The sequence below is a fragment of the Kitasatospora sp. NPDC008115 genome (assembly GCF_042957205.1).
GTDB lineage: Bacteria > Actinomycetota > Actinomycetes > Streptomycetales > Streptomycetaceae > Kitasatospora.
Window position 1 is genome coordinate 40,283 of the sequence record NZ_JBIBHU010000029.1, and the last position, 21,247, is coordinate 61,529.

Sequence of the window (21,247 nt, forward strand, 5' to 3'; positions counted from 1 at the left end):
TGACCGCTCCGCTCCGTGCGGATACCCACGGTCCCCGTGCCCGCCGGGTGGCGCGGGCGCCGATTCCGTGGCATGAGCGGGCAGCACCGGGGCAGACGGTGCGCACAGCGTTCGACGGCACGAGTCGCGGGAGGGCGAGGCCGATGTCGGAATCGATGGTGGCACAGCTGAGCATGCGTCTGATCACGGGCGAGGCACAGGGACGGGACCTGCACGTCGAGTGCCGCTACGAGACCGGCGACCCGTTCGCCGTCCGACTGGACTTCGGGGCCGACGAGGGCGCCGTCTGGGTGGTGGCCCGCGACCTGCTGGCGGCCGGACTGCGCGGGCCGGTCGGCGAGGGCGACGTCCGCATCGAGCCGAGCGGCACCGGCGAGCACGTGTTCATCGCGCTGGGCTGCCGGGACGGGGTCGCGCTGCTGAAGGCGCCGACGCGCCCGCTCGCCCGCTTCCTGCGCGCCACCGGCCGGCTGGTGCCCGTCGGCACCGAGTCCGACCGCATCGACTGGGACCGCTGCATCAGCGATCTGCTGTCCGCGTGACCGGGGGGCATCCCGACCGGAACGCATGAACCGCCGGATCGGGGTTAGACGGCCGGTCGGCACCGACCACCGTCCCGCGTCAGGAAAGGGCCGCCGTGACCGACATCTCCCGCCTCCCCGGAGCCGCCGAGCAGCACTGGAACTGGCAGCTGGAGGGAGCCTGCCGCAGTGTCGACAGCAGCATCTTCTTCCACCCGGTCAACGAGCGCGGCGCCGCCGCGAGGGAGCGCGAGCAGCACGCGAAGTCGGTCTGCGCGCGCTGCCCGGTGCGGGTGCCGTGCCGCCGGTACGCGCTAGCCACCCGGGAGCCCTACGGCGTGTGGGGCGGGCTGACGGAGGAGGAGCGGCGTGCGCTGTTCACGGACCTCACCGCCCCGGGCCCCCGGCGCGCGTAGCGCGGCCCGCGGCCGCTGCCGCGCTCCTCGCGGCGGACGCGTTTGTTCGCCGCGAAGGGTGGTACACGCAGCGCCGGGGCCCGGCCGGCGAACGGCGGGCCACCGGCCCTCCGGGGCTCCGCCCGTCCGCATCCACCGGGAGGCATCCGTGATCGTCCTCGGCGTCATACTCCTCATCATCGGCTTCGTCACCGGCATCTCGGTGCTGTGGACCATCGGCATCGTCCTAGTCCTGATCGGCCTCGTGCTGTGGGTCGCCGGTGCCCTCGGCCACGCCGTCGGCGGACGCCGCCACTACTACTGACCACCGCCCGCAGCACCCGGCCCGGCGGGTCCGCGAACCTGGAGCGGTTCGCGGACCCGCGATGTTCCCGCAGAACACCTCGGGGCGGCCGAACTCCGGGCCCTTGGCGGCGATCCGCCGCCACTGGTCCCAGGCCGGCGCAGGCCCCTCGTTCAGCCGGTCAGCCACAGCCGCTCCGGGACGGTGATCCGCTCGCCGGCTACCTGCGCATCGCGTACCAGGAACGCCGCTCCCGCCAGGGACGCCGGGCCCGCCAGGGACGCCGGGCCCGCCAGGGACGCCGGGCCCGCGCCGACGAACCATGCGCTCGCCCGGTCGGCCCGCTCGGGCCTGCGAGGCCGGGCGAACGCCTCGTAGTTTCCGCTGCTCCAGTACACGTGCACTCCTTCGACCGGTGAGCCGGCCGTCCGCGCGCCGGCCTGCCTCGCCCACGCTCGCCAACGGCCTGTTCGGCGGCAACGCGACTGGTCCGGACGGTGAGGGCCCGACGGTCCGGCCGGCTGCGCGCCGTGCTCACCGGCCTGCCGCGCCCGGGGGGAGCGGCGGAGCGGCCCACCGGGACCTGTTCGAGGCCCGGAGGTCCCTGGCGGCTCGGGCGCTTGGTCCCGGTTTGGGGCTGTTGCACGGCCGGGCACGGTGGGCCCGCGGCCCTGCGGGGTGCCCACGAACAGCCCACCCCGGGGTGTCCGGGCGGCCTCGGCGGACGATCCTCGTGCCATGGCCTCGATCGTCGTGCTCTACGAGCTGGAACCCGCCCGGGTGCTAGGCCCCGACGGGGTCGAGCCCGCCGTGGCGGCCGTGCACGCCGCCGGATCGGACCCCGACGTGCCCGAGGACCCGCTGCCGAGCACCCTGTGCGGGCGGGACACCGGGGACATGGAGCACGCGCACTTCCGGCCGGGCCTGGGCGAGCCCTGGTACCCGCCGGCGCTCGCCGAGCAGCGCTGCCGGGAGTGCGAGCGGGCCCTGCGCGCCCTGTGACGCGGCCCCTGCGCGACGCCGTCGTCGAGCGGGTCGTCTCCTACGTCCGGCAGGCCCGTCGCCGAGCGCTGGGAGAACGCCGCCAGGGCCCAGCAGGCGCTCGACCTGGTCGCCGCGAGCGGCACCCCCGGCGACGACGCGTACGAATGGGCCGTGCAGCACGCCCGCAACATCGCCCAGACCTTCGCCTTCGCCGCCCTCGACATGGCCGACCCGGCCTCGGTCTCCGCCTCGGAGCAGTTGCGCGACGGGCGATGGCCGACAACACCTCCTGGTGGCAGCGCCGCACCGGTGGCAAGGTCCTGCTCCCGGCGCACAACGGGCACACCGGCTACCTCGCCACCGACACCTTCATGTACCCGAAGCCGCAGGGCTCCCACCTGCGCGACGCCTACGGCAGCGGCTACGTCGCCATCGGCTTCACCTTCGACCGCGGTTCCTTCCTCACCAACGACGAAGTCCGGGTCGGCGGCTGGAAGACCGTCACCGTGCCGCCGACCACGCCGGACATGAACGAGCACACCCTCGACCGGGTCCGCCACCGCGACCACTACGTCGACCTGCGCACCCTCCCGCGCACGGCCCGCGACTGGCTGGACGTCAGCCGCCCGACCTACGACGCCGGTTCGGTCTACATCAGCGACCCGATGCCGCGCCTCGCGGTCGGCCGGGCCTACCGGGCCTACGACGTGCTGATCCACCTCGACGAGGTGCACGCGGCCCGCAAGCTCTGACCGCGGGCCGGCACGAGCGGCAGGGTCAGAAGGTGTGGCCCGGCCAGGGGACGTCGGTGGCGACCTCGGCGGAGTAGTCGACGCCCGGCACCGAGAAACCGTACAGACGCTGCACCTCGGCACGGAACCAGTCGAGGTCCGCGAGCCCGGCGATGGTTCCGGTCGTCGCCGCCTCCCAGCGTTCGGCCACCGCCGCCTGGACGCCGTCGGCGAACTCCCACGCGTCCAGGCGGATCCGGCCCTCATCGTCCAGGGCGAGCGGGGCCGCCCCGGTGAACTGGTCCCACAGCGCCGCGAGTTGGCGGACGGGCGGGACGACGCCCTCGCCGAGGACGCCGCGCAGCAGCCCGGTGTACAGGGCGATGCCGGGGATGGCGGTGGAGGACTGGGTGACGGCGGCGCCGTTGACGGAGGTCACGGCCCGCCCGCTCACGGCTTTGGCGAGCCGCTCGTTCAGCGTCCGGGCAGTGGCCTCCAGATGGGCCTTGGCCGCGCCGATGGTTCCCTGGCGGTAGATCGCCGCGGTCAGCGGCGAGCCGATGTACGACAGCGCGGCGGTGGTGAAGCCTTCGGCCAGCAGCCCCCGGACGGCGAGGTGGTCGATCCAGCGCTCCCAGTCCGCGCCGCCCATCACGGCCACGGTCTGCTCGATGTCGTCGCCCTCGGCCGGCCCGGTCTCCACCTCGCGGACCTCGGGGGCGCCCCGGTCGTCGAAGACCAGCGTCCTGGTGCGGTCGGCCCGCCCGATCGGCTTGAGGACGGAGGAGTACGTCGTACCGGAGTCGGGGTCGGTGCGCCGGGGCGCGGCCACCGAGTAGACCAGGTAGTCCAGGCTGCCGCCGAACCGCCGCTCGACGAGGTCGGCGACCTGCTCCTTCATCGCGTCGGAGAACGCGTCGCCGTTGAGGAAGACCAGGTCCCGCCCGGCGTCGCGGGCGAGTTCGGCGGTGGCCGCGGTGCGGTACCAGCCCGCCGTGGCGGTGCGCCGCTCGGTGGGGGCCTTCTCGAAGGACACCGCGATGCCCCGGATACCGGCCCGCTTGAGTCCGGCGACGGTGGCCGCGAGGCCGTATCCGGCGGAGGACCCGATGACCAGCGCCACCGGCCCCGCGTCCTCCGGCGGCAGGCCGGGCGCGGTGGGGCAGTCCTCCCACATGTCGGTCACCACCCGGCGGCAGCCCGCCGGGTGGGAGTCCAGGAAGAGGAAGCCCCGGTTGCGGGGAGTGAGAACGCGCGAGTTCACGACGGTGGTCCTTGGGTCGGCGGGGAGGGACGCGGAGGCCGCCGGGGCCGTCACGCTCCGCCAGTCTGTGCCAGGACCGGCCGGGCCGGGCCCCGCGTCGGGGAACAACGATCACCGGCCGATCTTGGAGTGTTCCCACCACGGCGCCGGCGGGGAGCCGGCCGGACCGGTCAGGACCCGGGGGCGGCGTCCGACGACCCGGCCGCGTAGTCGGGCAGGTCGAGGCTGCCCCCCGGGGCCCGGTAGCATCCGGCCATGATCGAGGACGGCGGGACCACGGACACGGACTTCGACGACGAGGAAACGCGGGTGGTCAGCTGGCGCAACGCGTCCGTCGGCCTCGCGGTACTCGACGTCGAGGACGCCGAGCTGCTGCAGGGCTGGCGCTCCGACCCGGTGGCGGCGCACGAGATCGGCTTCTGGCCGCGGTCGCTCTCCGAGCTGCGCGAGCGTGTCGAGCGCGACCGCGACAACAATGACCGCGACGACTTCCTCGTCCTGCTCCCGAGCGGCGTCCCGATCGGCCACATCGCGCTGACCGACCAGGACCTGGTCAACGGAACGGCCCACGTGGAGCTGGTGCTGGACCCCGGACACCGCGGCCGCGGCTACGGCACGGCGGCGCTCGACGCCCTCGTCGACCTGGCCTTCGGTGAACTCCCGCTGCACCGTCTCGCGGTGGAGACCCACACCGACAACGGCGCCGCACTGGCCGCGCTCGCCAGGTCCGGATTCGTGCCCGAGGGCGTCAGCCGCTCCGCCTGCTTCCACCGGGGCCGCCGCTACGACCTCGCCGTGCTCTCCCTGCTCCGCACCGACTGGGAGGCCCTGGACCGTCCCCGCGCCTGGGACGTCTGACCGCTGGGCCCCCCGCCCGCGCCGATCACGCGGCCGGGGTGGCCGGAGTGGCGGGGGTGAAGGCGCGGGCGACGGCGAGGCTGTCCTCGTAGACGTGGTGGCGGGTGATCAGGCCCTGTTCGACGGTCAGGTGGAGGGCGAAGCGGGCGCGGTAGGGGCGGCCGGTTGAGCGGGCGGTCTGGCGGATCTCGCCGAGGACGACGGCGTCGTCGCCGTCGACGAGGATGCGCTCGACCGTGGTCGCGGCGGCGCCGGGTACATGGTGCTCGGCGAGCTCGCGGTAGTGCGCGGCGGCGTCGGCGCGGGTGCTGCGGTGGCGGATCCAGGGGGTTTCGGCTCGGCCGTGCTCCTCCTCGGGCCAGTCGAGCTTCCAGTCCCCCTGCGGCGCGTACAGCTCGGCGATGCGCTCCGGGTCGCCCTCGCCGATCCGGCGCAGCAGTTCCTCCAGTACGGCCCGGGTTCCGGCGGTCGTGGTAGGCGTGGTCGCGGTCATCCGAGGTTCCTCCCCGTCATGGTCCGCGCCGTCCTCCGGCGCGGTGATCGCCATCCTCCCCGAGGGCCCGCCGGACGTCGATGACCTCCGAGGTCATGCCCGGCCGGGAACGGGTGGGGCCGGGCGGGCTCTGGGATCCTGGGAGTGCCCGCACAGCGAGGAGTCGACATGTCCGGACAGTTCGAGGCGACCGTGGAGGTCGACCGCCCGGTGGAGGAGGTCTTCGCCTACCTGGCGGACGGCCGGCACGACCCGGAGTTCAGCCCCAGGGTGCTGGAGATCGACAAGTCGCCGGACGGCCCGACCGCCGTCGGGACGGTCTTCCGGAGCCGGGTGAAGGACGCCGGGATGAAGACCTCCCGGGAGTTCCGCATCACCCGGTTGGAGGAGCCGCGCACGATCCGCTGGAGCGAGCGGAGCCGGAACCTGATCACCGCGGACGGCGGCTACGACCTGGAGCCGCTGCCGGACGGCCGCACCCGGGTGCGGATCTTCAACGAGCTGGAGGGCCACGGCCTCGGCCGGCTGCTGCTCAAGCCCGCCCTGCTTGCGGCGCGCAAGGACGCGCCCGCGTTCGGCGCCCGGATCAAGGCGGCCGTCGAGCGGTCGTGAACTGTTGAGCGGTCGCCTCAGCCGGCGCCGAGCAGGCGGGCGGCCTCGGTCAGGGCGGGCCCCAGCGGCAGGTCGAGGCGGAGCGCGGCGAGGTCGTCGCCGCGGGTGGGGCCCTGGTTGACGATGGCGACGGGCAGCCGGGCGCGGGCGGCGCGGCGGACGAAGCGCAGGCCGGACAGGACCGTGAGCGAGGAGCCGAGGACGACCAGCGAGCCGGCGGCGTCGACCAGTTCGTAGCAGCGCTCGACCCGGTCGGCGGGTACGTTCTCGCCGAAGAACACCACGTCCGGCTTGAGCACGCCGCCGCAGTCCGCGCAGGGCGCGACGCGGAAGCCGTCCACCTGCTCCTGCGGCAGCTGCGCGTCACCGTCGGGGCGCAGCACGGCGCCCGGCCGGCGGAAGCCCCGGTTCAACTCCTCAAGGCGCCGGTCGAGTTCGGACCGCGAGCTGGTGCGCCGGCAGTCGAGGCAGACGACCCGGTCGAGCCCGCCGTGCAGTTCCACGGTCTCGCGGGTGCCGGCCGCGTGGTGGAGTCCGTCGACGTTCTGGGTGATGACCGCCCCGACGTGGCCCGAGCGGCGCAGGAGTTCCACCGCGCGGTGCCCGGCATTCGGCCGGGCCCGGGCGAAGAGCGGCCAGCCGGTGTGGCTGCGGGCCCAGTAGCGGCGGCGGGCGGCCTCGCCGCCGGTGAATTCCTGGTAGGTCATCGGCGTCCCGGTGCGGCGGAGGCCGGTGGCACCCCGGTAGTCGGGGATGCCGGACTCGGTGGACAGCCCGGCCCCGCTGAGCACCACCGCGTCGCGCCGCTCCAGCATCCCCACCAGCCCCGCGAGCCCGGCGGAGGTGACGGGACCCTCCGGGGCGTTGGCGTCCGACGCTTCCATACCGCCGAGGGTAGCCCCGGATGGCCCGGTCGGTCGGGGGAGACGAAAGAATCTTCGTCTCCCGACGGTGGGGCGACCTCACTTCAGAGGGTCTTCGCCGAAGAATTTCCTGTCCCGGCGATGGCCACATGCGCCGGTGTCCGTCGGCCGGTCAATGCCGGGGGAGAATGTGCGGGTGAGCGATGTACGAGAAGTCCTGGATTATCCGGCGTTCGGTCGGGCGGTACGCGAGCTGGCGCAGGCGGTGGCGGATGACGGGTTCGAGCCCGATCTCATCCTGAGCATCGCCCGTGGCGGTGTGTTCGTGGCAGGGGGGCTGGCCTACGCGCTGGACTGCAAGAACATTCATCTCGTGAATGTCGAGTTCTACACGGGGGTGGGCACGACCCTCGACATGCCCGTGATGCTGGCGCCCGTTCCCGAGGCGATCGACTTCACCGACAAGAAGGTCCTGATCGCCGACGACGTCGCCGACACGGGGAAGACGCTGAAGCTGGTGCGCGACTTCTGCCTCGGCCACGTCGCCGAGGTGCGCTCGGCCGTGATCTACGAGAAGTCGCACAGCCTCGTGCAGTGCGAGTACGTGTGGAAGCGGACCGACGACTGGATCAACTTCCCGTGGTCGACGGAGGCGCCGGTCGTCAGGCGCGCGGGCGGAGTCCTCGACGCCTGACCGCAGGACGCGTCCGGCCGGACCGTTCGGCGTCCGGCCGGCGTCTTCCGTACCCTGGGCAGGGTCGTGCGGGAGCGAGCGGGAGGTGGGCCGATGGACGGTGGCGGCGTTCTGTGGTGGGTCGGCGGCGCGCTGGTGGCCGTGTCCCTGGCGATCGCGGTGGTCCTGGTCGTGAAGCTGGTCCGGGCACGGCGGTTGCTGGCGTCGACCGGCGTCCCCATGTCGGCCAAGGTCCTGTTCTGGGCGTCCGTCGCCTACCTGGTCAGCCCCGTCGACCTGCTCCCGGACCCGGTCCTGCTGGACGACATCGGGCTGCTCCTGGTGGCCCTGCGCACCCTGCACAAGGCGGTCGGGCAGGCATCGCGCGGACCGGGCGGGGCCGACCGGTACGGACCGGCCTGACCGGCCACCGGGGCTGAGGGCGGTCCCCGGCCCCGGTGGCCGAGCCTCCCGCCGGCGTCACATGATGCGACCGCCGTAGAAGGGGGAGTAGTAGAGCGCGTAGCGGTCGCGGAAGTCGGGGCCCAGGTCGGACTCGGCCGCGCCCATGGTGGGGCTGTTCCTGATGTCGTCCTTGGTGCGGTCCACGTAGACCTTCTGTTCGCCGATCTCGATCCGGATGACCGTCCCGGCCGGGAGCAGCACCAGGCGGCCGAAGATCCACGGGCCGGTGTCGACGACCAGGTACTGCGAGCCCACCTCCTCGGAGAGCTTGTCGACCTTGCCCACGGGGCCGTCGACGGCCTCCACGTGGAACCCGATGAGGTCGGTGCCGGCGGTGTGGCCGGAAGTGTCGCGGAACCGCCAGAGGTTGACGTCCTCGTCCATGTGTCCTTCTCCCTTCCGTCGTTGGGCCGGTGATGCGCCCCGGCGCGGCGGGTGCGCGGGGGTCGGGTGCCCCGGGCGGCGCGATCCATGCCACCACGGCGGCAGGTGACAGGGCTCAACCAGGTGACAGGGCCCAACCGGGTGGCAGGTGCCAGGTGTGCGCGGTCCGAGCCGGGAAAGACGGGACCGCGGGTCGGGCGCGTGCCCGGGCGCCCACGAGGAGGGACCCGAGAGGGGAGCGGGACATGGGGTGGAGTCTGGTACGGCTGGCGCTGGCCGGCCTGGCGGCGGTCCTCCTGGCGTACGGCGCGGACCGGGCCGCGCTGGCCGCGGCCCGGCGGCTGACGGCGGGCGGCCGCAGCACCGGCGTGCCGCGCGTGCTCGCCCGGTGCCGCCGCCCTCTGCTCGCGCTGACGGCGTGCCTGCTGGTGCTCGGGGCGCTGCCGTGGATCGACGCGCCGCTCGCCACCCGGGACGGCCTGCGGCACCTGGTGCTGGTCGCCGCGATCGCCTGCGGCGGCTGGCTCTGCGCCCGGGTGGTGGCGCTGCTGGTGGACGGCACGGTCCGGCTCGCCGTGCACCGCCGGGACCCCGACTGGGCGGGCCGCGCCCGGACCCAGGCCGACCTGCTGGGCCGGATCTGCCAGGCGGTGATCGGCCTGGTGACGCTGGGCGCCGTCCTGATGACCTTCCCCGCGGTGCGCGGCGTCGGCACCAGCCTGCTCGCCTCGGCCGGCCTGGTCGGCGTGGTGGCGGGCGTGGCGGCGCAGAGCACCCTCGCCAACGTCTTCGCCGGCGTCCAGATGGCGTTCGGCGACCTCGCCCGGATCGGGGACGTCGTCGTGGTCGCGGGGGAGTGGGGCACGGTCGAGGAGATCACCCTCACCGCCGTGGTGATCGCGACCTGGGACCAGCGGCGGATCGTGATGCCGATGTCCTACTTCGTCGGCCGCCCGTTCGAGAACTGGTCCCGCCGCTCCAGCCGGATCACCGGCACGGCCCTGCTCCACCTCGACCACCACGCCCCGGTCGGCAAGCTCCGCGAGGAGTTCGACGCCTTCCTGGCCGGCAACCCGCTGTGGGACGGCGAGGGCAGCGCCCTCCAGGTGGTCGACACCACGCCCACCACCATCGTGGTGCGGGCCCTCGCCACCGCCGCCAACGCCGACCACGCCTACGAACTCCGCTGCCAACTGCGCGAGCACCTCATCGGCTACCTCCGCGACCACCACGCCTACGCCCTCCCCCGGGTCTCGGTGACCGACGCCCCCGGCCCCCGCCCGGACCCCGTCCGCCCGGATCCCGCCCGCCCGGACCCCGCGGCCCGGTAGGCCGCTCACCCCGCCTTGTCGGGGCGGTCCCCGCCGGTGGGGCCGTCCCCGTCGTCGGAGTCCTGGAAGGAGACGTCGACGTGCTGCTCGGGGCGGCGTTCCTCCTGGCGGGCGACGGAGGCGAGGACCTGTTCGTCGGCGTCGGTCAGCGGGGGCTGGAGGAGGCTGCGGGGCCAGAGGCGGCGGGCGAGGACGACGTCGGTCTCCGCCGCGTAGACGGTGACCTGCGCGGTCAGGTAGAGCCAGGAGAGCAGGCCGATCACGGTCGCGAAGAAGCCGTAGACCTGGCCGGCGTGCCGCAGCTGGTGCGCGACCAGCAGTGAGCCGAACGTCTGGAGCGCGGTGAACAGCGGTCCGGCCAGCAGGCAGCCCGGCCACAGCGACCGGGTCGGCACCTCGGAGGGGGTGAGGACCCGGAAGCACGCCAGGCACAGGGCGGTGTTCAGGAGCGCCGAGACGACGAGTGCCCCGATCCGTGCGGGCAGCCCGCCCAGCGTGGTGCCGACCAGGGCGGCGCCGGCCGTGGTCAGCAGCAGCCCGGCGCCCAGGACGGCGAACAGCAGCAGGCCGCGGGCCAGCCGGGGGAAGTAGCCGGGCCGGCGCACGCCCGGCACGTTCCAGATCTCGGCCATCGCGTGCTGGAGCACCTGGGTGACGCCGAGGGCGCCGTAGAGCAGGCCCAGCACGCCGATGACCAGCGCCAGGCCGCTGCCCTGGAGCGCGTGGGTGCTCTGGCGCAGCTGGTCGCCGATGATCGGGAAGTCGGCGAGCGCGGAGTCCACGACGGCCTGCTGGGCGCCCGGACGGCCGTGCAGCACGAATCCGAGCACGGTACTGAGCAGGAGCAGCAGCGGGACGAGCGCGACGAAGCCGTAGTAGGTGAGCAGCGCGCAGAGCAGCCCGCCGCGGTCGTCCCCGTACTTCTTGAGGACGCCGACCACGACGGCGGACGGACGGTGGCGTTGCTGGAGGCCGTCCAGCGCGCGAAGGGCGCGTTCGATCGGATTCACGCCCGCGCGTCTGCCCGCGCTGCGCGGCGGGACACCTGGGCCCGCTCCTCCGGATCCCGGTGGATCGGCGTGCGGCACCGCGCTGCCCGTTCGGGCGGGTCGTGCTGCGCCGGGAGCCGAAGGCCGCCGGTGGGGCGGGGAGTCACCCGGGTAGCGACGGGGTGGGCCCGCCCGCCGGTTGTCACGGGCGCGGGCAGGTGCGGGTGGACCTTGGGGCAGGCGCGCCCGGCCGGACGGCCGTTACCCGCCGGTCACCGATGACGGATCGTCAAGTCCGGGGCGAGGCTTGCGGCGAGGGCCCGGCGCCGGTGGACGGCGGGAGCCGTCGTCCGCTGCCCCCGGGCGACCGGGCCCTCGCATGCCATCGCCCGCCCGCCGGACGGGCGGACGGGTCATCGGGAGGTCGGTGGTGAGGACGGAGCGGTTCGGGAGGGCCGCCGTTGGAGCGGCTGGTTCCGCTGACCGGCGCTGTCGTCCGCCGCTCCCTTTCCGTCGGCCGCCCGGCCGGCGGGCCCTACCGCGAATCGGAGATCGGTGCGCCGTACTGCATTGCGGGCGCCCGCCTCGGGTGGGAGCGCGCGCGGTGGCCGAGCGTGCTCGTCCGCTTGTGTCCCGCGCGGCGTGCGGAAACGGAACGCCCGCACGCGAGCGCGTACGTCGGGAAGCGGACGGCCCGGCCCCGTTCGTGGGGGTGCGGCGCCGCGCCTCGTCGGAGCCGGCCGTGGGAACGGTGCTGCCGCGCGGGCGCCGCGCGGGCGGAGCGGCTCTGACCTGCGGGGATGACGGTACTGCGGGTTCGCCCGGATTCTCCGGTTGCGGGCCCCTTGTGGCCGATGTCCGACGGGGAGGGAGTCCGGCTCCGCCAATGAACGCGCTCGCCCGCCCGGGGGCACGGCCCCGGGAGCGGTCCGCCTCGGTCGCTGGGCGTAGGTCCCGCGCCCCAGGTGCGCGCCGGGCCCGCCTGGCTAGGGTCGGTCATCATGAAGATCACAAAGACCGTTCGCCGCACGACGGCGGAGCGCCGGCGCGACACCCTGGAGCGGCTCGACAACGAGCGGGACGTGTGGGTGTCGACGGCCCACCCCGAGCACGGACCGCATCAGGTGCCGCTCTGGTTCTTCTGGGACGGGCGCGCCGTGTGGATGTGCACCGCCGCGGCGTCCGCGACGGCGCGCAACCTTCGCGCGCAGCCACGCGTGCACCTGGGCCTGCCGGACACCTTCGACGTGGTGCTCGTCCAGGGCGAGGCGCAGTGCATCCCCGACCAGGAGGTCGACGCGGGCGCGGCGGAGGCGTACACCGCCAAGTTCGGGTGGGACCCGCGCGGTGAGGAGGGCTCCTTCGTCTACATCCGCGTGGTCCCGACGACCGTGCGCGCCTGGCGCGGCGAGCCGGAACTGCGGGGGAGGGTCGTCATGCGCGACGGCGCTTGGCTGGACCGATCGGCCCCGGACCCCAGGTGACGGTGACCCCGGTGACGCCGTCCGGACGGGAGCTGTGGCCCTCATCGACGGTCCTCTTCACCGGTCCGGGCGGACGGTGGACGCGATCAGGCGCTCGGTGAGGCCCTGCCGGCCGCCCTCGGCGTACCAGCGGCGCCGGCGGTCGGCGCCGTTGCCGGTGCGCTCGAACTCCGCCCACAGCTCCGCGATCCGCGCGGTGTCCCCGGTGGCCCGCAGCCCGGGGGCGAGGTGGGGCCGGAACTCCGCCAGCACGTCCGCGGTTGGCCGGGCCGTCCCGCTGACGGGTGAGACCAGCTGGCCGCGCGGGCCGGTGCGCGCGGTGTGCCAGGTCGCGGCGCGCAGCAGTTCCCCGGGCACGGCCGGGCGCGGTGCGCCGTCCCCGTTCGATGCCGGGAGGCTAGGCCTGCTCGCCCTCGCCCTCGGTGTCGATGTGGGGGAGGATCCGGTCGAGGAAGCGCGGGGTCCACCAGGCGGAGGCGCCGAGCAGGGTCATCACGGCGGGCACCAGCAGCAGGCGGACGATGGTGGCGTCCACCAGCACGCTGACGGCCAGGCCGAGGCCCATCATCTTGATGACGATGTTGTCGCTGACGATGAACGCGGCGAACACGCTGACCATGATCAGCGCGGCGCAGGTGATCACCCGGGCGGTGATCTCCAGGGCGTGTGCGACGGCGTCGTGCGGGTGGCCGGTGCGCACCCACGCCTCGTGGACGCGGGAGAGCAGGAAGATCTCGTAGTCCATGCTCAGCCCGAAGACGATGGCGAACATCATCATCGGCACATAGCTCTCGATCGGCACCTTCCCCGCCACGCCGAGCGCAGGACCGCCCCAGCCCCACTGGAAGACCGCCACCAGGACCCCGTACGAGGCCGCGATCGACAGCAGGTTGAGCACCGCGGCCTTGACGGCGACCAGCAGGCCGCGGAAGACGGCGAGGATGATCAGGAAGGCGAGCCCGACCACCACCGCGATGATCAGCGCCAGCCGGCTCGACACGATGTCCAGGAAGTCCACCTGGGCCGCGGTGTTGCCGGTGACGTACGTCTCGGCGCCGGTGCCGGCCACGGCGTCCGGCAGCACGGTGTCCGACAGCCGGTTCACCAGGTCGGTGGTGGCCTGGTCCTGGGGCGCGGTGGTCGGCACCACGGTGTTGAACAGCACCACGCCGTCCGGGCTGGTCTGCAGCGGGCTGACGCTCGCCGCGCCGGGCAGGCCGGTCAGGGCCTGCTGCACGGAGGCCTGGACGGCGGGGCGGTCGCCGGCGGCCACGGCGCTCTGGTCGACGACCAGGGTGAGCGGCCCGTTGGAACCGGGGCCGAACGCCTCGGACATCAGGTCATAGGCGCGCCGGTCGGTGAAGTCCGTGGAGTCGGCGCCGTCGCCGATGTGGCCGAGCTGGATGGAGAACAGCGGGATCGCCAGCACCACGAGCGCGACCACCCCGGCGGTCAGATAGCGCCAGGGGTGCGCCTCGACCCGCCGGGCGTAGCGGTGCCAGGCGCCGGTGGCCTCCTCGCCCGGGGCGCCGCCGGTCTCGGCGATCGGGTGGCGGACCGAGATGCGGTCCATGTGGCGGCCGAGGAAGCCCATCATCGCGGGCAGCAGGGTGAGCGCGCCGAGCACCGCCGAGACCACGGTGACCGCGGCGGCGGCTCCGAGTTTGGCGATGAAGGAGATGCCGGACACCGACAGCCCGGACAGCGCGATGATCACGGTGCAGCCGGAGACCAGCACCGCGCGCCCGCTGGTGGCGACCGCCTGCCCGGCGGAGGCGATGGGGTCGACGCCGTCCATCAGGTTCTGCCGGTGCCGGGTGAGCAGGAACAGCGCGTAGTCGATGCCGACGCCGATGCCGATCATGGTCGCCAGGGTGGGGGCGACCGTCGCGAAGGTGGACAGCGCCGCGATCAGGCCCAGCACGCCGAGGCCGACCACCGCCGCGAACAGCGCGGTCAGCAGCGGCAGCCCGGCCGCGAGCAGGCTGCCGAACCCGACCAGCAGCACCACGATCGCCACCGCGAAGCCGATCGCCTCGCTGGAGCGGTCGTCCGGCGCGGGGCGGGCCAGCTCGCCCAGGGGTCCGCCGTACTCCACCTGCACCCCGGCCTCCCGCAGCGGGGCGACGGCGGCGTCCACGCCGTCCAGGTACTCGTCGCCGAGCAGGGTGGGGGTGGTGTCGAAGCGGACGGTGATGTAGCCGGTCAGCCCGTCGGCGGACAGCGGTCCGCCGGGCGGCGCGGGCTGCCCGGGCGGCGGCAGCGGGCTCTGCGCGCCGAGCACGTGCGGCAGTTGCTGCAAGGAGGAGACGGCCTGCGCGATCTGCGACTGGAAGCCGGTCAGCGGCTGGGCGTCGTGCAGCACCACCTGGGAACTGGTGCCCGCGGCGGCCGGCTCGTGCGCCTGGAGGACCTCCTTGCCGAGCTGGGCCTGGGTGCCGGGCAGCGAGAAGTCGTCCGAGTAGGTGCCGCCGACGGTCTTGTTGGCGGCCTGGACGGCGGCCAGCGCCACGATCCACAGCACGATGACCAGCAGCGAGTGGCGTGCGCACCACTCGCCGAGTCGCCGCAGGCCCGCGCGCTTGGCTGCGGGCGCGGCGGCCGAGGTGTCGCGGCGGCTGGACGGCGGCATGGACGGCTCCCGGGGTCTCCTGCGCGGCAGTGTGCCGATCCGGCGCAGCGTTCCCCGGCGGGTCGCGCCGCGCACCGGTACCGGCGGGTAGTCGCCCCGCCGGCGGTGCGCGGCGCCCCGCCGCCCGCCGCGTACCGTCAGCGCACGGGCGCCGCCGTCTCCCGCAGCTCGCCCTCGGCCAGGTGCAGCCAGCGGGTGATGCCGATCCCGCTCAGGAAACGCTCGTCGTGGCTGACCACCACGAAGGCGCCCCGGTAGGCGTTCAAGGCGTTCTCCAACTGCCCCGCGCTGACCAGGTCGAGGTTGTTGGTCGGCTCGTCCAGCAGCAGCAGGTGCGGGGCCGGATCCGCGCACAGCACGCAGGCCAGCGTGGCGCGCAGCCGCTCGCCGCCCGACAGCACCCCGACCGGCAGGTGGGCGCGGGCGCCGCGGAACAGGAATCGGGCGAGCAGGTTCATCCGCTCGGCCTCCGGCCGCTCCGGCGCGTACGCGGCGAAGTTCTCGGCGACGGTTCGCTCCGGGTCGAGCAGGTCCAGGCGCTGGGAGAGGTAGGCGATGCGGCCGTCGGCCCGCCGCAGCTCGCCGCCCCCGGGGGCGAGGTCGCCGGTGAGTAGGCGCAGCAGGGTGCTCTTGCCCGCGCCGTTGGCGCCGGTCAGCGCGATCCGCTCGGGGCCGCGGACGGTCAGGTCGACGCCGGGGCCGGCGAAGACCTCCCGCTCGCCGAGCCGCACCCGCAGCCCCTCGCCGAGGAACAGGGTGCGCCCGGCGGGCACCTGGGTGTCCGGCAGGTCCACCGTGATCCGCTGCTCCTCGCGCACCGCGCGCCCCGCCTCGTCCAGGCGCGCCTTCGCCTCGCCGACCCGGCCGGCGTGCACCTGGCCGGCCCGGCCGGCGGCCTCCTGCGCGCCGCGCTTCATGTTTCCGGCGAAGATCTTCGGCAGGCCCGCGTTCTTGAGGTTGCGGGCGGCGTTGCTCTGCCGGCGGTCGGCCCGCTCGCGGGCCAGCTGCATCTCCCGCTTCTCCCGCTTGAGTTCCTGCTCGGCGTTGCGGACGTTCTTCTCCGCGACCTCCTGCTCGGCCCGCACGGCCTCCTCGTAGTCGGTGAAGTTGCCGCCGAACAGGCGCAGTTCGCCCCGGTCGAGTTCGGCGATGCGCTCCATCCGGTCGAGCAGCGCGCGGTCGTGGCTGACCAGCAGCAGACAGCCGTGGAAGTCCTCCAGGGTGTCGTACAGCCGGTGCCGGGCCTCCAGGTCGAGGTTGTTGGTGGGCTCGTCGAGCAGCAGCACGTCGGGCCGCCGCAGCAACTGGGCGGCGAGGCCCAGCGAGACGATCTGGCCGCCGCTGAGGGTGCGCAGCGTGCGGTCGAGGGTGAGCGTGCCGAGGCCCAGGCGGTCGAGCTGGGCGCGGGTGCGCTCCTCGATGTCCCAGTCGTCGCCGATGGTGGTGAAGTGCCGTTCGTCGACGTCCCCGGACTCCACCGCGTCGATGGCCCGGATCACCTCGGCGACGCCCAGCACCTCGGCGACGGTCAGCTCGGCGGTCAGCGGGAGGTTCTGCGGCAGGTACCCGAGGGCGCCGTCCACGGTGACCGACCCGGCGGTGGGCCGCAGTTCGCCGGCGATCAGCCGCAGCAGCGTGCTCTTTCCGCTGCCGTTGGGGGCGACCAGGCCGGTGCGGCCGGAGCCGACGGCGAAGGAGAGGTCCTGGAAGACGGGGGTGTCGTCGGGCCAGGAGAAGGACAGGTTGGAGCAGACGACGGAAGCGCCGGACATGAAGGTGACCTCACGGGATGACGGCTTCAGGGGGCAGGGAAGGACACACCTGTCCCCTGGGTGGACAAGGAGAAGAAGGGGACGACAGCCGGGCCGCGGCAGCGGTGCGTCAGCGCACCGGCGAGCGGCCTGTCGGTCCGGGTATCACCCGGAGATGTCGTCGTCCACCACCATGTCCGGTCTCCTCGAATAGGGATCAACGTTCTCGTCACTCTAGCAGCACGGGCCCCACGCCGCAGGTGAATTAACCGGGGCCCGTGCTGCTGGAGAGGCTGGGCGCGATCAGAGCCGGTCGGCGTCCAGGACGGCCCGCACGAACGCCTCGGGCGCCTCCTGCGGCACGTTGTGGCCGACCTCCGGCAGGGTCCGGTGCAGGTAGGGACCGGTGAAGTACGGCCGGTAGGAGGTGCCGTCGCCGGGGGCGGTGAACGGGTCGCGCCCGGCGTCGAGGGTGACGGTGGGCACGGCGATCCGCGGCCGGGCGGCCAGCCGCTCCTCCAGGCGGTCGTAACGCCGCTCGCCGTCCGCGAGGCCCAGCCGCCAGCGGTAGTTGTGCACCACGATCGCGGCGTAGTCGGGGTTGGCGAAGGCGGCGGCGGTCCGGGCGAAGACCGCGTCGTCGAAGGCCCAGGTGGGGGAGACGGTGTCCCAGACCAGCCGGCACAGGTCGTCGCGCTTGCCCGGGTCCGCCATGGCGCGCCGGCCGCGCTCGGTGGCGAAGTAGTACTGGTACCACCAGGTGTGCTCGGCGGCGGGCGGCAGCGGATCCTGCTGCGCCTTCACATCGGTGATCAGGTACCCGCTGACCGACACCAGCGCCTTCACCCGGCGCGGCCACAGCGCGGCCAGGATGTCGGCGGTGCGCGAGCCCCAGTCGAAGCCGGCCAGCACGGCCCGCTCGATGCCGAGCGCGTCCATCAGCGCGAGGACGTCCAGCGCGATCGCGGACTGCTGGGCGTTGCGGGCCGTCTTCGCGGACAGGAAGCGGGTGGAGCCGTGGCCGCGCAGATAGGGGACGATCACCCGGTAGCCCCGGGCGGCGAGCAGCGGGGCGACATCGACGTAGCTGTGGATGTCGTACGGCCAGCCGTGCAGGCAGAGCACCACCGGCCCGTCGGCCGGCCCGTCCTCGGCGTACCCGACGTCCAGGACGCCGGCCCGGACCTGCGCGAGCCGGGCGAATCCGGTGCGCCCCGCGGCCGTCCCGGTCGGCACGGTGGTTCCGCCCGGCCCGGCGCCGCCGTCCGCGGCCCGCGCCGCCCCGGCCGGGCCGGCCAGGGCCAGGGCGGTGCCGCCCGCGCCGAGCCCGAGCGCCTTGGTGAAGGTGCGCCTGTCGATCATGTTCGTTCCCTCCGTGCTGCGGCCGCGTCGGCCGGTACGAGCCACTGTCGGGGGTGAAGCCGCCGCTCGCATCAGTCAATTGACGCTGGGACGCCTGTTCGGGTGGCGCCCCGCGGTGGTGTCATTCGCACCGGGAAGGCCCTCTCGACGCGGCGGACACGCGGCGGCATGCTCATCCCCGTGCGCGGCTCCCGCCGCGCCCCGCACCCCTGCACCGTCCGACCGAAGGAGCCCCCGTGGACCGTCTCGTGCTGGACCCGACCGGCCGTGACCGCGACGCCGAGACCGCCGAACTGCACGCCCGCGGACCGGCGACGCCCGTCGACATCCTGGGGGTGAAGGCCTGGGCGGTGGCCGACCCGGACCTGCTGGAGGAGCTGCTCAAGGACCCCCGGGTGTCCAAGGACGGCCACCGGCACTGGCCCGACCTCCCCGAGGTCGCCACCACCTGGCCGCTGGCCCTGTGGGTGACGGTGCGCAGCATGTTCACCGCCCACGGCGCCAACCACCGGCGGCTGCGCCGACTGGTCGGCACCGCCTTCACGGCCCGCCGGATCAACGCGCTCACCGGTCGCGTCGAGGAGCTGACGGAGGCCCTGCTGGACGACCTCGCCGCGACCCCGCCCGGGACGCCGGTCGACCTGCGCGAGCGGCTCGCCTATCCGCTGCCGATCCAGGTCATCGCCCAACTCCTCGGCCTGCCCGACGAATTGATCGGCCGCTTCCGGGCCCACGTCGACGGCGCCTTCGACACCACGCGCACCCCCGAGGAGTCGGAGGCCAACGGGGTGGCCTTCTACGGGATGATCAACGAGCTGATCGCCGCCAAGCGGAGCGAGCCCGGCGACGACCTGACCTCCGCGCTGATCGCCGCCTGCGAGAGCGAGGCGGGCGCCGCCGAGGGCGGCGACGCCGGGCTGAGCGAGGAGGAGCTGATGGACACCCTGCTGCTGGTCGTCTCGGCCGGCTACGAGACCACCGTCAATCTGATCGACAACGGCATAGCCAACCTGCTCACCCACCCCGAGCAGCTCGCCCTGGTGCGCGAGGGCAAGGTCGGCTGGGACGACGTGGTCGAGGAGACGCTGCGCCGCGACGCGCCCGTCGCCCACCTGCCGCTGCGCTACGCGGTGGAGGACATCGAGCTGCCCGGCGGGGTGACCGTGCGCCGCGGCGAGGCGATCCTCGCCGCCTACGCCGCCGCCGGCCGCCACCCCTCCCGGCACGCGGACGGCGCCGTCTTCGACCTGACCCGGGCCGACAAGGACCACCTCGCCTTCGGCCACGGCGTGCACTTCTGCCTCGGCGCCCCGCTCGGCCGCCTGGAGGGCCGCACCGCGCTGAGCAGGCTCTTCGACCGCTTCCCCGACCTCGCCCTCGCCCCGGACGCCGACCTGCGGCCCGTCGAGTCGCTGATCTCCAACGGCCACCGCACCCTCCCCGTGCTGCTCCACGGCGCCGCCTGAGGCCGGCGTTCAAGGCCGGGCGCCGGGCCGGACGTCAGAGCCTGGCGTCCGGCCCCGGCGCCGGACGGTCCTCGGCCGGGCCGCCCAGCGCCCGCCGGGCCTCCTCGGCCGACGCGGTGTCACCGCCGAGCCCGGCCACCGCGGCCAGCGCCGCGCGGTGGGCCACCTCGTGCGCCAGGGCCGGGTCCGTCGCGGTGTCCGGGACCACGCCGGTGCCCTCCCAGTTGCCGCCCGAGACCGGGTTGACCGAGCGGGCGACCGGGATGGTGGCCTCCAGGTGGGGGTGCAGGGTGAAGCCCCGGCGCGGGTTGGCGCCGCCGCCGGACACCTCGCCGACCACCACGGCGCGGCCGCGCTGCTGGAGGTTGTACGCGAGTTCCTCGCCGCCGGAGAAGGTGGCCCCGCTGATCAGCACGTAGACCGGCTTGGTGCCGCCGAAGCGCGGGCCGGGGAGCGGCGCGGGGCTCCAGAACTGCTGCTCGGAGTCGTCCTGGCGGTCGTAGAGGGTGTTGAGGTGGGTCGGCTCGTCGAAGAGGTGGCCGCAGATGTGGGCACTTGTGTAGGGGTGTCCGCCCACGCACTCGCGCAGGTCCAGGATGAGCGCCTCGGCCCGTGCGACCAGGGTGAGCGCGGCGTTCAGCGACTCGCCGGTCATGTCGAGCGGGAAGAGGATCGGGGCGAGTTTCAGCAGCGCGACGCCGCCCTCCAGGCGCTCGACCCGGGGGACGCCGCCGAGCGAGAGGTCGGCGCCCCGGGCCAGCTCGGCCAGGAGGGCGCCGTCCTCCTTCGCGGCCGGGATCGGGTCCGGGTGGAACTTCAGTCGCAGGTGGCCGTCGCCGTTGACCGCCTGGAGGTCCTCGGTGACCAGGCGCCCGAGCGTCTCGGCGTCCTCGGCCCCCTGGTACCGGCCCCGCGACAGGGATTCGTCGAGGCCCGCGGCGATCCGCTCGGCGATCTCGGGGAAGACGTAGAGCCCGGTCGTGAGCCGGCGCAGCTCGGTGACGATCCGGGTGATCTCGGCCTGCTGAAGCCGCGTCATGAGCTGCCTCCCGCTGATGGTGATCGATCTGGTCAGGCCGAGTAGAGCACGCGGCTTGCGAAAGCGTCAAGAAAGTTGGACGCTTTACCCATGGCGGACCAGAAGCAGGACCAGGGTCAGGATCAGGATCAGGAGCTCACCATCGAGAGCCCGCGGCAGTACAAGGCGCTCTCCCAGCCGCTGCGCCAGCGGCTGCTGCTGGCGCTCGGCGGGCGCTCCGCGACGGTCGGCGAGCTGGCGGCGGCGGTGGACGGCCGCAAGAGCACGGTGGCGCACCACCTCAAGGTGTTGCAGGAGGCCGGTGTCGTTCGCGTCGTGGAGACGCGGAAGGTGCGCGGCGGCAGCGAGCACGTCTACCGGCGCACCGCCCGGCGGATCACCGTGGCCGGAGGGGACGCCGGGCCGGTCACCGCGCTGCTGGGGGCGGTGGCCGAGGAGTGCGCCAATGCGCCGCAGGAGCCGCTGATGGTGCTGCGGCACCTGCGGCTGACCGCCGGCCAGGCGGCACGCCTCGGCGCCGCGCTCCAGGACCTGGTGAACGAGGCCGCCGAGGCCCCGGAGGGCGAGCCGGTCCACGGCGTGCTGGTCGCGCTCTACGAGCACGCCGCCGGGCGTGTTTGACGCCGCGCCGCCGTCCCGTCCCGGC

The 21,247-nt window shown here is 74.2% G+C and carries 24 protein-coding genes; 13 read left to right on the plus strand and 11 right to left on the minus strand.

Features of this window, described 5'->3' with window-relative positions:
- The first annotated feature begins 173 nt into the window (after positions 1–173).
- The 3 genes from ACFZBX_RS30000 (at position 174) to ACFZBX_RS30010 (ending at position 1,241) form a co-directional block, all read left to right on the plus strand.
- Positions 174–542 (plus strand): SsgA family sporulation/cell division regulator, encoded by a 369-nt coding sequence (locus tag ACFZBX_RS30000; protein WP_391536959.1) that lies wholly within the window; start codon positions 174–176, stop codon positions 540–542.
- 95 nt (positions 543–637) lie between these two features.
- Positions 638–937 carry a WhiB family transcriptional regulator gene (locus ACFZBX_RS30005; protein WP_391536960.1) on the plus strand — a complete coding sequence of 100 codons (300 nt, stop codon included), beginning with the start codon at positions 638–640 and terminating at the stop codon, positions 935–937.
- 148 nt (positions 938–1,085) lie between these two features.
- A complete protein-coding gene (locus ACFZBX_RS30010; protein ID WP_380297911.1) occupies positions 1,086–1,241 on the plus strand; it encodes a DUF6131 family protein in 156 nt (51 codons plus the stop codon).
- A gap of 152 nt (positions 1,242–1,393) precedes the next feature.
- Here ACFZBX_RS30010 and ACFZBX_RS30015 read toward each other — a convergent pair whose 3' ends face one another.
- On the minus strand, positions 1,394–1,618 hold the full coding sequence (locus ACFZBX_RS30015) for an oleate hydratase (RefSeq protein ID WP_391536961.1): 225 nt from the start codon (positions 1,616–1,618) through the stop codon (positions 1,394–1,396).
- A gap of 340 nt (positions 1,619–1,958) precedes the next feature.
- Between ACFZBX_RS30015 and ACFZBX_RS30020 the strand changes: the two genes are divergently transcribed.
- Positions 1,959–2,222 carry a hypothetical protein gene (locus ACFZBX_RS30020; RefSeq protein ID WP_380763834.1) on the plus strand — a complete coding sequence of 88 codons (264 nt, stop codon included), beginning with the start codon at positions 1,959–1,961 and terminating at the stop codon, positions 2,220–2,222.
- A gap of 254 nt (positions 2,223–2,476) precedes the next feature.
- Complete coding sequence (locus ACFZBX_RS30025; protein ID WP_391536962.1) at positions 2,477–2,956, plus strand: erythromycin esterase family protein; 480 nt, start codon at positions 2,477–2,479, stop codon at positions 2,954–2,956.
- A gap of 25 nt (positions 2,957–2,981) precedes the next feature.
- On the opposite strand, the gene fabV is transcribed toward ACFZBX_RS30025, so the two are convergent.
- The gene (gene fabV, locus ACFZBX_RS30030) at positions 2,982–4,199 is read right to left on the minus strand and encodes an enoyl-[acyl-carrier-protein] reductase FabV (protein WP_391536963.1); all 1,218 of its coding nucleotides are present in this window, start codon (positions 4,197–4,199) and stop codon (positions 2,982–2,984) included.
- A 255-nt stretch (positions 4,200–4,454) separates the two neighbouring features.
- Here fabV and ACFZBX_RS30035 point away from each other — a divergent pair, with 255 nt between their 5' ends.
- Complete coding sequence (locus ACFZBX_RS30035) at positions 4,455–5,057, plus strand: GNAT family N-acetyltransferase (RefSeq protein WP_391536964.1); 603 nt, start codon at positions 4,455–4,457, stop codon at positions 5,055–5,057.
- A 25-nt stretch (positions 5,058–5,082) separates the two neighbouring features.
- On the opposite strand, the gene ACFZBX_RS30040 is transcribed toward ACFZBX_RS30035, so the two are convergent.
- Positions 5,083–5,550, minus strand: coding sequence for a nuclear transport factor 2 family protein (locus tag ACFZBX_RS30040; protein ID WP_391536965.1), 468 nt, complete (start codon positions 5,548–5,550; stop codon positions 5,083–5,085).
- Positions 5,551–5,718: 168 nt separating this feature from the next.
- On the opposite strand from ACFZBX_RS30040, the gene ACFZBX_RS30045 reads away from it, so the two are divergent.
- The gene (locus ACFZBX_RS30045; protein WP_391536966.1) at positions 5,719–6,162 is read left to right on the plus strand and encodes an SRPBCC family protein; all 444 of its coding nucleotides are present in this window, start codon (positions 5,719–5,721) and stop codon (positions 6,160–6,162) included.
- Positions 6,163–6,179: 17 nt separating this feature from the next.
- On the opposite strand, the gene ACFZBX_RS30050 is transcribed toward ACFZBX_RS30045, so the two are convergent.
- Positions 6,180–7,046, minus strand: coding sequence for an NAD-dependent protein deacetylase (locus ACFZBX_RS30050; RefSeq protein WP_391536967.1), 867 nt, complete (start codon positions 7,044–7,046; stop codon positions 6,180–6,182).
- 154 nt (positions 7,047–7,200) lie between these two features.
- Here ACFZBX_RS30050 and ACFZBX_RS30055 point away from each other — a divergent pair, with 154 nt between their 5' ends.
- Together ACFZBX_RS30055 and ACFZBX_RS30060 are read left to right on the plus strand one after the other, a co-directional pair.
- Complete coding sequence (locus ACFZBX_RS30055) at positions 7,201–7,719, plus strand: phosphoribosyltransferase (RefSeq protein ID WP_391537017.1); 519 nt, start codon at positions 7,201–7,203, stop codon at positions 7,717–7,719.
- Between the two features lie 93 nt (positions 7,720–7,812).
- Positions 7,813–8,121 (plus strand): YkvA family protein, encoded by a 309-nt coding sequence (locus tag ACFZBX_RS30060; RefSeq protein WP_391536968.1) that lies wholly within the window; start codon positions 7,813–7,815, stop codon positions 8,119–8,121.
- 57 nt (positions 8,122–8,178) lie between these two features.
- Here the strand turns inward: ACFZBX_RS30060 and ACFZBX_RS30065 are convergent, their stop codons facing one another.
- Positions 8,179–8,547 carry a PRC-barrel domain-containing protein gene (locus ACFZBX_RS30065; RefSeq protein WP_391536969.1) on the minus strand — a complete coding sequence of 123 codons (369 nt, stop codon included), beginning with the start codon at positions 8,545–8,547 and terminating at the stop codon, positions 8,179–8,181.
- Between the two features lie 245 nt (positions 8,548–8,792).
- On the opposite strand from ACFZBX_RS30065, the gene ACFZBX_RS30070 reads away from it, so the two are divergent.
- Complete coding sequence (locus ACFZBX_RS30070; RefSeq protein WP_391536970.1) at positions 8,793–9,878, plus strand: mechanosensitive ion channel family protein; 1,086 nt, start codon at positions 8,793–8,795, stop codon at positions 9,876–9,878.
- 5 nt (positions 9,879–9,883) lie between these two features.
- Here the strand turns inward: ACFZBX_RS30070 and ACFZBX_RS30075 are convergent, their stop codons facing one another.
- Positions 9,884–10,888 (minus strand): YihY/virulence factor BrkB family protein, encoded by a 1,005-nt coding sequence (locus ACFZBX_RS30075; RefSeq protein ID WP_391536971.1) that lies wholly within the window; start codon positions 10,886–10,888, stop codon positions 9,884–9,886.
- Positions 10,889–11,868: 980 nt separating this feature from the next.
- On the opposite strand from ACFZBX_RS30075, the gene ACFZBX_RS30080 reads away from it, so the two are divergent.
- Positions 11,869–12,351: a pyridoxamine 5'-phosphate oxidase family protein gene (locus ACFZBX_RS30080; RefSeq protein WP_391536972.1), complete on the plus strand. Its 483-nt coding sequence runs from the start codon at positions 11,869–11,871 to the stop codon at positions 12,349–12,351.
- A 57-nt stretch (positions 12,352–12,408) separates the two neighbouring features.
- Here the strand turns inward: ACFZBX_RS30080 and ACFZBX_RS30085 are convergent, their stop codons facing one another.
- The 4 genes from ACFZBX_RS30085 to ACFZBX_RS30100 form a co-directional block, all read right to left on the minus strand.
- The gene (locus tag ACFZBX_RS30085; RefSeq protein WP_391536973.1) at positions 12,409–12,708 is read right to left on the minus strand and encodes a hypothetical protein; all 300 of its coding nucleotides are present in this window, start codon (positions 12,706–12,708) and stop codon (positions 12,409–12,411) included.
- 40 nt (positions 12,709–12,748) lie between these two features.
- Complete coding sequence (locus ACFZBX_RS30090; RefSeq protein ID WP_391536974.1) at positions 12,749–14,983, minus strand: MMPL family transporter; 2,235 nt, start codon at positions 14,981–14,983, stop codon at positions 12,749–12,751.
- 137 nt (positions 14,984–15,120) lie between these two features.
- Positions 15,121–16,755: a ribosomal protection-like ABC-F family protein gene (gene abc-f / locus ACFZBX_RS30095; RefSeq protein WP_391536975.1), complete on the minus strand. Its 1,635-nt coding sequence runs from the start codon at positions 16,753–16,755 to the stop codon at positions 15,121–15,123.
- Positions 16,756–17,037: 282 nt separating this feature from the next.
- Entirely contained in the window at positions 17,038–18,096 is a 1,059-nt protein-coding gene (locus ACFZBX_RS30100; RefSeq protein ID WP_391536976.1) for an alpha/beta fold hydrolase, read from the minus strand.
- Positions 18,097–18,332: 236 nt separating this feature from the next.
- Between ACFZBX_RS30100 and ACFZBX_RS30105 the strand changes: the two genes are divergently transcribed.
- Positions 18,333–19,562, plus strand: a complete 1,230-nt coding sequence (locus tag ACFZBX_RS30105; protein ID WP_391536977.1) for a cytochrome P450 — start codon at positions 18,333–18,335, stop codon at positions 19,560–19,562.
- A 34-nt stretch (positions 19,563–19,596) separates the two neighbouring features.
- On the opposite strand, the gene ACFZBX_RS30110 is transcribed toward ACFZBX_RS30105, so the two are convergent.
- The gene (locus ACFZBX_RS30110; RefSeq protein WP_391536978.1) at positions 19,597–20,601 is read right to left on the minus strand and encodes a S41 family peptidase; all 1,005 of its coding nucleotides are present in this window, start codon (positions 20,599–20,601) and stop codon (positions 19,597–19,599) included.
- 90 nt (positions 20,602–20,691) lie between these two features.
- Between ACFZBX_RS30110 and ACFZBX_RS30115 the strand changes: the two genes are divergently transcribed.
- Positions 20,692–21,222 (plus strand): ArsR/SmtB family transcription factor, encoded by a 531-nt coding sequence (locus ACFZBX_RS30115; RefSeq protein ID WP_391536979.1) that lies wholly within the window; start codon positions 20,692–20,694, stop codon positions 21,220–21,222.
- Positions 21,223–21,247 lie beyond the last annotated feature (25 nt).